This is a genomic window from Streptomyces sp. NBC_00539, assembly GCF_036346105.1.
Taxonomy (GTDB): Bacteria; Actinomycetota; Actinomycetes; order Streptomycetales; family Streptomycetaceae; genus Streptomyces.
Genome location: NZ_CP107811.1, coordinates 1,044,530 through 1,056,356, shown reverse-complemented (window position 1 = coordinate 1,056,356; position 11,827 = coordinate 1,044,530). Strand labels below are relative to the sequence as shown.

General features: G+C 70.1%; 12 protein-coding genes. 9 read left to right on the top strand and 3 right to left on the bottom strand.

Annotated features, from left to right (window positions below):
- Window positions 1-36 precede the first annotated feature (36 nt).
- Together OG861_RS04755 and OG861_RS04750 are read right to left on the bottom strand one after the other, a co-directional pair.
- Window positions 37-252, bottom strand: coding sequence for an MbtH family protein (locus OG861_RS04755; RefSeq protein WP_330261311.1), 216 nt, complete (start codon window positions 250-252; stop codon window positions 37-39).
- A gap of 39 nt (window positions 253-291) precedes the next feature.
- The gene (locus OG861_RS04750; protein ID WP_329200194.1) at window positions 292-1,329 is read right to left on the bottom strand and encodes a methyltransferase; all 1,038 of its coding nucleotides are present in this window, start codon (window positions 1,327-1,329) and stop codon (window positions 292-294) included.
- A 196-nt stretch (window positions 1,330-1,525) separates the two neighbouring features.
- Here OG861_RS04750 and OG861_RS04745 point away from each other — a divergent pair, with 196 nt between their 5' ends.
- Window positions 1,526-2,686 carry a glycine amidinotransferase gene (locus OG861_RS04745; RefSeq protein ID WP_329200195.1) on the top strand — a complete coding sequence of 387 codons (1,161 nt, stop codon included), beginning with the start codon at window positions 1,526-1,528 and terminating at the stop codon, window positions 2,684-2,686.
- Between the two features lie 72 nt (window positions 2,687-2,758).
- On the opposite strand, the gene dpgD is transcribed toward OG861_RS04745, so the two are convergent.
- Window positions 2,759-3,562, bottom strand: a complete 804-nt coding sequence (dpgD, locus tag OG861_RS04740; protein WP_330261310.1) for an enoyl-CoA-hydratase DpgD — start codon at window positions 3,560-3,562, stop codon at window positions 2,759-2,761.
- A 28-nt stretch (window positions 3,563-3,590) separates the two neighbouring features.
- Here dpgD and dpgA point away from each other — a divergent pair, with 28 nt between their 5' ends.
- The 8 genes from dpgA (at window position 3,591) to OG861_RS04700 (ending at window position 11,760) form a co-directional block, all read left to right on the top strand.
- Window positions 3,591-4,799 (top strand): 3,5-dihydroxyphenylacetyl-CoA synthase DpgA, encoded by a 1,209-nt coding sequence (dpgA, locus tag OG861_RS04735; protein WP_330261309.1) that lies wholly within the window; start codon window positions 3,591-3,593, stop codon window positions 4,797-4,799.
- A 20-nt stretch (window positions 4,800-4,819) separates the two neighbouring features.
- Window positions 4,820-5,554 (top strand): enoyl-CoA-hydratase DpgB, encoded by a 735-nt coding sequence (dpgB, locus tag OG861_RS04730; RefSeq protein WP_329200201.1) that lies wholly within the window; start codon window positions 4,820-4,822, stop codon window positions 5,552-5,554.
- The gene (gene dpgC / locus OG861_RS04725; protein ID WP_330261308.1) at window positions 5,551-6,909 is read left to right on the top strand and encodes a (3,5-dihydroxyphenyl)acetyl-CoA 1,2-dioxygenase DpgC; all 1,359 of its coding nucleotides are present in this window, start codon (window positions 5,551-5,553) and stop codon (window positions 6,907-6,909) included. The genes dpgB and dpgC overlap by 4 nt, the downstream gene beginning before the upstream one ends.
- A 4-nt stretch (window positions 6,910-6,913) precedes the next feature.
- Complete coding sequence (locus tag OG861_RS04720) at window positions 6,914-8,209, top strand: aminotransferase-like domain-containing protein (RefSeq protein ID WP_330261307.1); 1,296 nt, start codon at window positions 6,914-6,916, stop codon at window positions 8,207-8,209.
- Window positions 8,206-9,408: a cytochrome P450 gene (locus OG861_RS04715; RefSeq protein ID WP_330261306.1), complete on the top strand. Its 1,203-nt coding sequence runs from the start codon at window positions 8,206-8,208 to the stop codon at window positions 9,406-9,408. The genes OG861_RS04720 and OG861_RS04715 overlap by 4 nt, the downstream gene beginning before the upstream one ends.
- Before the next feature lie 14 nt (window positions 9,409-9,422).
- The gene (locus OG861_RS04710; protein WP_329200207.1) at window positions 9,423-9,635 is read left to right on the top strand and encodes a ferredoxin; all 213 of its coding nucleotides are present in this window, start codon (window positions 9,423-9,425) and stop codon (window positions 9,633-9,635) included.
- A gap of 42 nt (window positions 9,636-9,677) precedes the next feature.
- The gene (locus OG861_RS04705) at window positions 9,678-10,817 is read left to right on the top strand and encodes a glycine amidinotransferase (protein ID WP_329200209.1); all 1,140 of its coding nucleotides are present in this window, start codon (window positions 9,678-9,680) and stop codon (window positions 10,815-10,817) included.
- 100 nt (window positions 10,818-10,917) lie between these two features.
- Window positions 10,918-11,760 carry a phytanoyl-CoA dioxygenase family protein gene (locus OG861_RS04700; protein WP_330261305.1) on the top strand — a complete coding sequence of 281 codons (843 nt, stop codon included), beginning with the start codon at window positions 10,918-10,920 and terminating at the stop codon, window positions 11,758-11,760.
- Window positions 11,761-11,827: the final 67 nt, after the last annotated feature.

The following is an 11,827-nucleotide window of genomic DNA, read 5'->3' as shown; positions in this document are numbered from 1 at the left end:
TCGCCGTCGCGGCGGCGACAGGCGTACTGAGGGGGATCAGGCGGTGCGGTCCAGCTGGGTCGCCAGGCTGCGCGGTCGCATGTCGGTCCAGGTGGCGTTGATGTGCTCCACGCAGGACGCCCGGTCCGATACGCCGAAGGTCACCGTCCAGCCCTGCGGAACGTCCGCGAACTCGGGCCACAGGGAATGCTGGCCCTCATCGTTGACCAGAACGCGGAATCGGCCGTCGGGGTCGTCGAAAGGATTCGCCACGGTTGAGATCTCCTCGGGATAGTGAAGGGGGGAGGGCGGTCACTTCACGCCGAGCGTGAGGCCGTGCTCGTAGGGCAGTCCGCCGATGGTCTGCACGCCGGTGAAACCGACCTGGCTCAGCCACGCCTCGTAGTCCCGCGCCGGGTAGGCCATTCCCTGACCGCTGGCAAGGACGTTGAAATAGAGGCCGAGGCGGGCGCCGAACACCCCGGTGGTCTCGTCGTCGGAGACGTTGTAGCCGTAGACGAATACCTTTCCGCCCTCGGGAAGGGCGTCGTACGCCTTCTTCATCAGGCCGAGGATCTGGTCCTCGGAGAAGATTTCCAGGACGTGGCTGAAGAGCACAGCGTCGCTGCCGAGGGGGAACTCGTCGTTGAAGATGTCACCGGGGTGGAGTTCGACCCGGTCGGCGAGGACGGCGGTGGCCTTCTCGCCGAGCTTGGAGACGCTCGGCATGTCGAAGACGGTGGAGCTGAGGTCTTGGTGGCGGGCGGCCAGACGGGCGGAGGTGGTCCCGTCACCGCCGCCGATGTCGAGCAGCTTGCGCACCGACTCGAACTCGGGGCGCTCCACGAGCGCGTCGACGGACTGCAGGGTGAACGCGCTCATCGCGCGGTGGAATACCGCCTCCAGCTCCGGATTGCGCGAAAGGCGCTGGTAGAGCGTCGGCTCGTCACCAGGGTAGGCATCGAGGGCGGTGTTCGTGCCGGCCTTGAGCGCCTTGGTCATGTGGGCGAAGGCGGGGTAATAGACCTCCTTCCAGCCCACGATGATGTGACCCCAGCTGTCCTCCGCGTCCGAGGCGAGCAGGTCCTGGGCCACGGCGGAGTTGAAGTAGTTCCCGTTCTCACGGCGCAGCAGGCCGGTCGTGCACACCGCCTGGAGCAGGACGCGCAGCTGGTGCTGCGGCATGTCGGTGAATTCGCGGATGTCCTCGGGGGCGGAACCGGGATTGTCGGCGAGGAAGTGGAAGATCCTCAGCTCGACCGCCGTGGCGACCGCGTTGAACAGAGCCGGCGCATTCACCAGGAACTGAAAACGCTCGAAAACCGGGTCGCCGTGGTGCAAGGTGTCCATTTTGCCTGTCACTTTCCGTTGCGTCTGCCGGACTCCGGCTGGTTGGAGTCCCTGGCCGACGACGAACCTAGCCTCGGGGGCGAGGTGTTGCCGGGGGAGTGGCAAATAATTGCCATCCGTCGTGGAGGGCGTGCGGTCACGCAGTAGCGTTCCGGCGGGAGCGGCCGGAGAGCCGGGATACAGGAAATGAGGGACCGTGCAACTGAACAGCTTTGACGAGTGGTCACCACTGAAGGAGGTGATCGTCGGCTCTGCCAGGAACTACGTGTCGCACGAACGGGAGCTGTCGTTCGACCTCTTCTTCCATGACAACCTGGCCATGGACAACTCGTCCCGCTCCGAGTGGTACTACCCGCGACTGTCCGCGCGCGGGGCCGAGCCGCGCGGGCCGGGTGACGGGCGGGTGCCGATCAAGGAACGCTACGTCGCCGAACTGAACGAGGACCTGGAGGAGCTCGCCGGCGTGCTCCGCTCCCTGTCGGTGAACGTCCTGCGGCCGTCCGACCTGGAGGCGCAGACCAACGAGGTCCGTACGCCCGCCTGGTCGGCGTCGGTCGTACCGCCGCTGAACGTGCGGGACAACACCCTCATCGTCGGCGACGAGATCATCGAAACCCCGCCGATGATCCGCTCACGGTACTTCGAGACGCAGTTCCTCAAGTCCGCCTTCCAGGACTACTTCCGGCAGGGGGCCCGCTGGACGGTCATGCCCCGGCCGATGATGACCGACGCGTCCTTCGACCTGTCGTACGTACGGACCAGCACCGCGGGAGGGCCGACCGAGCCCATCACCGACCCGCAGGCGTCGCCGTACGACGTGGGTCTGGAGATGATGTTCGACGGGGCCCAGTGCCTGCGGCTCGGCCGGGACATCGTGGCCAACATCGCGACGGCCAACCACGCGCTGGCCGTCGACTGGCTGGAGCGCCACCTCGAGGGCCGGTTCCGGATCCACCGGGTGCACCAGCTCAGCGACAGCCACATCGACAGCATGGTGCTCGCGCTGCGGCCCGGGACCCTGCTGGTGCGCTCCAAGGAAGTGGCCGAGAAGCTGCCCGAGCCGCTGCGCAAGTGGGACCTGATCGTGGCGCCCACGCCGGCGGGCGACAACTTCCCCCGCTACGAGGACGACGACCTCATCCTGACCAGCCCCTTCATAGACCTGAACGTCCTCTCCGTCGGGCCGGACACGGTGCTGGTGAACGAGGCGTGCCCCGAGCTGATCCGGCTGCTGGAGTCGCACAAGTTCACCGTCGTGCCCGTCCGGCACCGGCACCGCCGGCTGTTCGGCGGCGGGTTCCACTGCTTCACCCTCGACACCGTGCGCGAGGGCGGGGCCGAGGACTACCTCGGCTGAGGAGGGAACGGAGCAGGGGCGGCGCACCCGCCGGCGGACACGCCGACGAGCCGCCCACCGCCCGGGCGTCCCTCAGCGGGCCTGCCACCGCGGAGCGCGCTTCTCGGCGAAGGCCGCCGGTCCCTCGACTGCGTCCCTGCTGTGCATCCGCCGCTCCTCCCACGGGTAGCGGGTCGCGAACGCCTGCTCCAGCGGCATCGTCGCGGACTTCGTCGCCGCCTCCTTCATCGCCCGGACGGAGAGCGGAGCGCAGCGTACGAGGTCGGCCACCCAGCTTTCGACGCACGCCTCGAAACCGGTGGCGGAGGCGACCTCGTTGACCAGACCGAGTTCGTAGGCCCGGTGGGCATCCATCGGGCGACCCGTGAGGAGGTGTCCCATCGCCGTCTTCCAGGGCAGCTGCCGGGTCAGCCGGAACACCCCTCCGGCACCGGCCATGAGGCCGAGTCTGGCCTCCGGCAACGCGAACGAGGCGTCCTCGCAGGCGATGACGATGTCGCAGGCCAGAGCCAGTTCGAAGCCCCCTCCCAGTGCGTACCCCCGCACGGCGGCGACGACCGGCTTGGCCAGGTCGAACCGTTCGGTCAACCGGGGCCAGCCCGGCTTGCCGCGGCTGCCGAAGGTGGCGGGGGCGGCGGTTCCGGCGCGGTCCCGGCCGGCCAGTTCCTTCAAGTCCTGACCGACGGAAAACGCCCGCTCGCCGGCGCCGGTGAGTACCGCCACCCGCATGTCGTCGTCACCCTCGAAATCGTCCCAGATTTCGGCGAGCTCCTCGTGCATCGACAGGTTCATCGCATTGAGGACCTCGGGCCTGTCGAGCGTGATCCGGGCAACGTGGTCATTCTTCTCGTACCGCACCGCTGAATGTTTTGGCATGGAAGTATTGTAACCTCAGGGAGCAAGTGTGAAATTGACAGCAAATCCGCCGAGGATAACGGGAATCGGGACCGCTGTACCGAAGACTTCCTATACGCAGCAGGAGATGCTCGACGAGTTCGGAATCACCGATCCGCGGGTGCGCTCGATATTCCTCAACAGCGCCATCGAACGGCGCGGTCTGACCCTGCCGCCGCTCCTGCCGGACGGTTCCCGGGCCATGGAGACGCAGGGCGAACTCCTGCAGAAGCACCGGGTCAACGGCCTCGCCATGGGCCGGGAGGCCATCGAGGCGTGCCTCAAGGACGCGGGCGCCTCGCTGGAGGACATCCGCTACCTGTGCTGCACGACGACCACGGGCCTGCTGACACCCGGTTTCTCCGCGCTCCTCATCAAGGAGCTGGGCCTGGACGTGCACACCTCCCGCCTCGACGTGGTGGGCATGGGCTGCAACGCCGGCCTCAACGCCCTGACCGCCGTGGCCTCCTGGGCCAACTCCCACCCGGGTGAGCTCGCGGTGCTGGTGTGCATCGAAGCCTGCTCGGCGGCGTACGTCTTCGACGGCACGATGCGTTCGTCCGTGGTCAACAGCCTCTTCGGCGACGGGTCCGGGGCGGTCGCGGTCATGGCGCCCGCGGTGACCGAGGCGGTCTCGCGGCCCCTCGCGGCCGTGGCACCCGCCGCATCCGTGGTACCCGTCGAAGACGCCGCACCCGTCGAAGACGCCGAACCCGCCGAAGACGCCGCACCGGCCGGAGGCTCCGCGCCCGTCGAGCAGGCCGTGCCCGCCGGTTCGGACCCCGCGCTGCTGAGGTTCTCCAGCTGCATCATTCCCGAGGCCGTCGGCGCCATGCGCTACGACTGGGACGACACCCACGGAAAGTTCAGCTTCTATCTCGACCCGGAAGTCCCTTATGTGGTCGGAGCCCATGCGGAGATCGCACTCGACCGGCTCCTTGAGGGGACGGGATTGGGGCGGTCCGACATTGCCCACTGGGTCATCCACTCGGGCGGAAAGAAAGTGATCGACGCGGTCCGGGCCAACCTCGGGCTCAGCCGGCACGACGTACGGCACACGACCGGGGTGCTGCGCGACCACGGAAATGTCTCCAGCGGATCGTTCCTCTTCTCCTACGAACGGCTGCGTGCCGAGGGCGTGACCGCCCCCGGTGAATTCGGTGTCTTTATGACCATGGGGCCGGGATCGACCATCGAAATGGCCCTGGTCTCCTGGTGACGGAAGGAATTACTGCACTCATGAACAGCAATATCGCGGAGATCGACGCGGCCCGCCCCCTGGACGAGCTGACCGCCACCGTCCAGGCCCTCTGCGACGAGGTCGAGTCCTCCCGCACCAAGACCGCCGTCGTGCTGCGGCTCGTCGGCTCCGGCGAGAGGCGGCAGTGGCCCGGGGACGTCAGCGTCTCGGCCGTCAACCGCTGGGAGCGGGCAGTCCGCCGCCTGGAGAAGCTCGACGCGATCACGGTCGCCGTGGCCGCGGAGAGCTGCGCCGGCCCCGCCCTGGACCTGCTCCTCGCCACCGACTTCCGGATCGGCGCCACCGGGCTGCGACTGGTGCTGCCGGTCAACGACGGCCACTTCTGGCCGGGCATGGCGCTGTACCGACTGGTCCGTCACCTGGGCGCGCAGCGGGCCCGGCAGATCGTCATGTGGGGCGCGGACATCCCGCTGGGCCGGGCCGTCGGCCTGGGTCTGATCGACGAGGTCGGTGACGGCATCGAGGAGGCCCTGGCCACCGCGACCGCCCTCACCGGCCGCCTGTCGAACCGCGAGACGGCGCTGCGCCGCCAGTTGATCGCCGAAGCCGTGTCCGCCGAGTACGACGAGGCCCTCGGCCTCCACCTCGCCGCCTGCGACCGTGAACTGCGCCGGCTGCGGGCAGCGGCCGCCGAGTGCCCCGTGGCCACCGACGCGGCGTCGGCCGCGGTCGTCGCGGACACCGCACCGGAGCTCACCGGAGCCGTCGCATGACCACCGCCGTCGCACCCGGGGCGGCACCGCTGTGGTCCGTCCCCGCCCCGCACTTCGGCGGCGTGCTCGCCGACGACGCACGGACCCTCGCGGCGTTCGCCGCCGCCGGGGAGGAACTGCTGGCCGCGCTGCCGGCCAGACCCGGTCGCGACGAGGAGCAGGACGCCCTCGCGCAGAGCGTGTTCACCGCCTGCCGTGCGGCCCGCCGCTCCTTCCTGACCCTGCACACCGAGGCCGTGTACGACGAGCTGACCGGCGGCCGTACCCGCCACGAGCGCCTGGCCGGACTGCTCGACGCGGCGGCCGTCCGCTTCCCCGGGCTGGTGCCCACGGGGGCCCAGATGGCGGCGGAAGGCGCCTGCATCCAGGCCGAGAAGGAGGGCCGGGAGATCGACCAGGCGCTCTTCTGCGCCGCGGTGCTGCGCTCGCGGACCGCGGGGCCGCACCTCATCGACGCCATGCTGCTGCCCACCCCCCGGGCCCTGGAGCTCCTCGACGGGTTCCGCGCCACGGGACGGGCCGAGTTGGAGAGGGTGCTCGTCGAACGGGTCGGCGAGGCGGCCCACGTGACCTTCCGCAACGCCCACTGCCTCAACGCCGAGGACAACACCCTGATCGCCGACCTGGAGACGGCGGTGGACCTGGCGCTGCTCGACGACGGGGTACGGGTCGGCGTCCTGCGCGGCGGCGAGGTGGACCACCCCCGCTACCAGGGCCGCCGGGTGTTCAGCGCCGGCATCAACCTCAAGGACCTGCGCAACGGGGACATCTCGTTCGTGGACTTCCTGCTCGGCCGGGAGCTCGGCTACATCAACAAGATGTACCGCGGTCTGCTGACCGATCCGCAGGCAGAAGCCTGGGCGGAGCGGACCGTCCAGAAGCCCTGGATCGGCGCCGTGGACACCTTCGCGATCGGCGGCGGCATGCAGTTGCTGCTCGTCCTCGACCGCGTCATCGCCGAGGAGGGCGCCTACCTCAGCCTGCCCGCCGCCGAGGAGGGCATCGTGCCGGGCCTCGGCAACCTCCGGCTGAGCCGGCTGACCGGTGCCCGCACCGCCCGCCAGGTCATCCTGGCCGGCCGCCGCATCACCACGGCGGACCCCGACGTCCACCTGGTCTGCGACCAGGTCGTGCCCGCACAGGAGATGGACGCGGCCGTGGAGACCGCCGTACGGGAGCTCAGCGGTCCCGCCGTCGCGGCCAACCGGCGCATGCTGGGGCTCACGGAGGAGCCGCTGGACCTGTACCGCACCTACCTGGCCGAGTTCGCGGTGGTCCAGGCCGCCCGCTCGTACAGCGAGGACGTCCTCGCCAAGGTCGAGCGGCGCTGGCAGCGTTCACGGGCGCGGGGCTGAGCCGATGGTGGAATTCGACCCGACCCGGCTGCACGGATCGCTGCGCGCGCCCGTGCTGGGATCGCTCAGCTTCCTCAACGAGGTGATGGGGCGCTTCCCCGAAGCGATCTCCTTCGCGCCGGGCGCACCCCACCCCGAGACCCTCCCCGGACCGGACCTCCAGCGCTACACGGACCGCTACCTCGCCCACCTGCGGGAGCAGGGAACCAGCGCGGAGCGGGCCCGCCGCACCCTGTACGAGTACGGTCCCAGCCGGGGCCTCATCAACGACGTGGTCAGCGAGGCGCTCTGGCGGGACCACCGGATCGGCTGCGCACCCGAGGAACTCGTCATCACGGTGGGCGCCCAGGAGGCGATGCTCCTGGTCCTGCGCGCGCTCTTCGCATCGGCCGACGACCTCCTGGCCGTCGCCAACCCCTGCTTCGTCGGCATCACCGGCGCGGCCCGGCTGCTCGACATCGACGTCGTCCCGGTCGACGAGACCGCGCAGGGCATCGATCTCGACCGCCTCGCACGGGAGTGCCGGGCGGCGCGACGGCAAGGACGCGCCATCCGCGCCCTGTACGTGGCCCCGGACTTCTCCAACCCGGGGGGCGCCCGGATGTCCCTCGACTGCCGCCGCCGGCTCCTCGACCTGGCCGAACAGGAGGACTTCCAGGTCCTGGAGGACAACGCCTACGGATTCACGGCCGGGGCCGGCACCGAGCTCCCGCCGCTCAAGGCACTCGACACCCGCTGCAGGGTGATCCACATCGGGACCTTCGCCAAGGTCGCCTTCCCGGGCGCCCGCGTCGGCTACGTCGTGGCCGACCAGCGCGTGAGGTCCGAGGGCGGCGGCACACGGCCGCTCGCCGCCGAGCTGGCCGCCCTCAAGACGATGGTCACCGTCAACACCTCCCCCCTCGCCCAGGCGGTCATCGCCGGGATGCTGCTCGAACACGGCGGCTCCCTGGTCGAACTCAGCCGCCGCAAGGCAGTGCTGTACCAGCGCAACCTGACGGCATTGACGGAGGCGCTCGACCACGAGCTCGGCGGCGACGCGGCGCCGCCCGGGATCCGGTGGAACCGGCCCGAAGGCGGGTTCTTCGTCCGCGTCCACCTGCCGGTGCGCGCCGACACCCGTCTGCTGGAGGTGTCGGCGGCGAAGTACGGCGTGCTGTGGACGCCGATGGACCAGTTCTACCTCGACGGCGCGGGCGACACCCAGATGCGGCTCTCATGCAGCTATCTCGACCGCGGGCAGATCGAGGAAGGCGTGCGGCGACTCGCCGCTTTTCTGACGAAGGAGATCCGGGGATGATCCAGACCGACGCGCACCCGACCGTGCGGCACAACGCCTTCGACCCGCCGGCCGAGCTGGCCAAGTACCGCGAGAACGAACCCGTCCGGCGGATGCGTTACCCCGACGGCCACATCGGCTGGCTGGTCACCAGCCACGCCCTGGGCCGCAAGCTGCTGGCGGACCAGCGTTTCAGCGCCCGCTCGGAGTTCAAGCGCGCCCCCGTGTCGCGGCCCGGGGCCGACCCGTTCTACGGGGCGAAGGCCCTGCCGGGCTGGCTGGTCGACATGGATCCGCCCGAGCACACCCGGCTGCGCCAGCAGCTGGCGGGGAAGTTCACCGCCCGCCGGATGCGGGAGATGCGCCCGCAGATCGAGCGCATCGTCGACGGGCTGCTGGACGCCATGGCCGAGCGCGGCGGGCCCGTGGACCTGGTCGAGGCGTTCGCCCTGCCGGTGCCCTCGCTGATGATCTGCGAGCTGCTGGGGGTCCCGTACAGCGAGCGGGCCGCGTTCCAGCGCAACAGCGAGATCCTCTTCAGCCTCAACGCGACGGCCGCCGAGGCGTCCGAGGCGATGGACCGCCTGTACGGGTTCCTGCGCGGACTCGCGGCGGACGACGGCGACGGCCCCGGCGCGGGCGACGGGACGGGACTGCTGGCCATGCTGGCCGCGGACGGCACGCTCGACGCCGAGGAGATCGCCGGCGTCGGCGTGCTGCTCCTGACGGCCGGGCACGAATCCACCTCCAGCTCGCTGAGCCTGAGCACGCTGGCCCTGCTGGCCCACCCGGACCAGCTCGCGGTGTTCCGTGACGATCCCTCGATCACCGACAACGCCGTCGAGGAACTCCTGCGCCACCTCTCGGTCTTCCACTTCGGTGTGCCGCGCACGCCGCTGGAGGACGTGGAGTTCGAGGGCCACCTCTTCCGGCGGGGCGAGTCGGTCACCGTGTCGATCCCGGCGGCCAACCGCGATCCGGCCTGGTTCGAGGACCCGGACCGGCTGGACTTCACCCGCAAGACGGCAGGCCACATGGCCTTCGGGTACGGCATCCACCAGTGCCTGGGCCAGAACCTGGTCCGCATGGAGATGCGCACGGCCCTGCCCGCGCTGTTCCGGCGCTTCCCCACCCTCGCCCTGGCCGTCCCGCCGGAAGAGGTCCCGCTCGCCGCGGACATGAGCGTCTACGGCGTCCACCGGCTCCCGGTCACCTGGTAAGGACCCACCCACCCATGCACATCACCATCGAGCACGACGCCTGCGTCGGATCCGGGCAGTGCGCCCTGGCCGTACCCGAGGTCTTCGACCAGGACGACGAGGACGGCACCGTCCTCCTCCTCGACGAGCGGCCGCCCCACGACCTGCACGAAGCAGTGCACGAGGCCGCGGGACTCTGCCCCGTCCAGGCCATCCTCACCGCCGCCGCGGCCGACACCACGCCCTGATCATCAGGCCCTGATCACCTCCCGCCCCACCGAAGGACCCCCATGAAGCTCAACAGCTACGACGAATGGTCTTCCCTCAAGGAGGTCGTCGTCGGCTCCGCCGACAACTACGCCCAGCGCGTGCGCGACCTCACCTTCGACATGTTCATCAGCGACAACCTCACCGGCGCCCGGGGCTACTACCCGAGCATCCGGGTGTCCGAGGACGGCGCGACGTCCGAGTCACCCGAGCGCATAGCCTTCCGCCAGCGCCTGGCCGACGAACTCGTCGAGGACGTCGAAGGCATGGCCGACACCCTGCGCTCGCTCGGCATCACGGTCCACCGGCCGCTGGCGCCGGAGAAGTTCGACCGGGGCGTCAGCACCCCGTTCTGGTCCGCGCCCGTCACGCCGCCGCTGAACGTCCGCGACAACACCCTGATCCTCGGCGACGAGATCATCGAGACCCCGCCGATGCTCCGGGCCCGCTACTTCGAGACGAAGTTCCTCTCCCAGATCTTCCAGGACTACTTCCTCCAGGGCGCCCGCTGGACCACCATGCCCCGCCCGGTCATGACCGACAACTCCTTCGACCCCGGGAACGTGGCCACCGCCGCCCCCAACGTCGAGGTGCCGCTCGAACCCCGCCCCTCCCCGTACGACGTCGGCCTGGAGATGCTGATCGACGGCGCGAACGCCCTGCGCTTCGGGCGCGACGTGATCGTCAACATCTCCAACGCCAACCACGCGCTGGCCGTCGACTGGCTGGAGCGGCACCTCGAAGGACGCTTCCGCGTCCACCGCATGCACAAGCTCACGCAGAGCCACATCGACAGCGTCATCGTCGCGCTGCGCCCCGGCACCCTGCTGCTGCGCTCGGAGGGGGTCCGCGACTACCTCCCCGAGGCGCTGCGGAACTGGGACGTCATCGTGGCACCCACGCCCGCGCTGGAGGACTACCCGCAGTACGAGGGCGGCGACCCCATCCCGCCGAGCCCCTACATCGACTTGAACCTGCTGTCGATCGACGAGTCGACCGTCATGGTCAACGACGCGTGCAAGACGCTCATCCGCACGCTGGAACAGCACGGGTTCACGGTCGTCCCGGTCCGCCACCGTCACCGCAGGCTCTTCGGCGGCGGCTTCCACTGCTTCACCCTCGACACGGTGCGGGCCGGCGGCGCCGAGGACTACCTCGGCTGACCCGTCAGGCTGCCCGTCCGCGGCCGCGAACCCCGCACCGGTGGCCCCGCACGGCCGCCCGCAGCACCCGTACAGCGAACAAAGAACGAGGAGCATGTTCATGTCTACGTCCACCGTCATAGGCGGGACCCGGTCCGAGCTGAAATCCGCCTACGAACGGGACGGTTCCTGCGCCCTGCCCTACCGGTTCGACGACGCGTCGGTCGAGCTGCTGCGCCGTCGGGTGGCGGACATCAGCGGCCGGCGCCGGCCGGAGGTGGTGCACGAGAAGGACAGCGACGTCGTCCGCGCCATCCACGGCTGCCACGAGTTCGACGACGTGTGCGCGGCGCTCGTGCGCCACCCGATGCTCGTGGAAATCGCCGAGACGCTGATCGGCGGCCCGGTCTACGTGTACCAGTTCAAGGTCAACCTCAAGCAGGCGCGTGAGGGAGCGGCCTGGCCGTGGCACCAGGACTACGCGTTCTGGAGCGAGGAAGACGCGATGCCGCGTCCCGACGCGGTGAACTTCGCGATCCCGCTGGACGACGTGCACGAGGAGAACGGCCCCCTGGTCGTGATCCCCGGATCGCACACCATGGGCCTGTTCGACCTGCCCGACAAGTCGGCGGACACCGCCTCCGACTGGCGCCGGCACGTGTCCAACGACCTGGCGTACACGGTCGACGAGGCCCGGGCCCAGCGGCTGATCGCCGAGAACGGCACGTCGACGATCCTCGGCGGGGCGGGCTCACTGCACGCCTTCCACCCGAGCATCGTGCACTCCTCGTCGAACAACCGCTCCGCCGACCGGCGCGCCCTCCTGCTGATCACCTACAACGCGGTCGCCAACGCCCCCGCCAACCCCACCCGCCCGGCCTTCCTCGTCGGCCGGGACACCACGCCGATCACCGGCTGCCACGACGAGCGACTGGGCCTGCTGCCCGTATCCGACCCGGCCTGACCCCAGCGGCCGCGCCGCACACCCCACAACGCCTCCAGGGCCCGGCTCCCCGCCGGGCCCTGGAGGC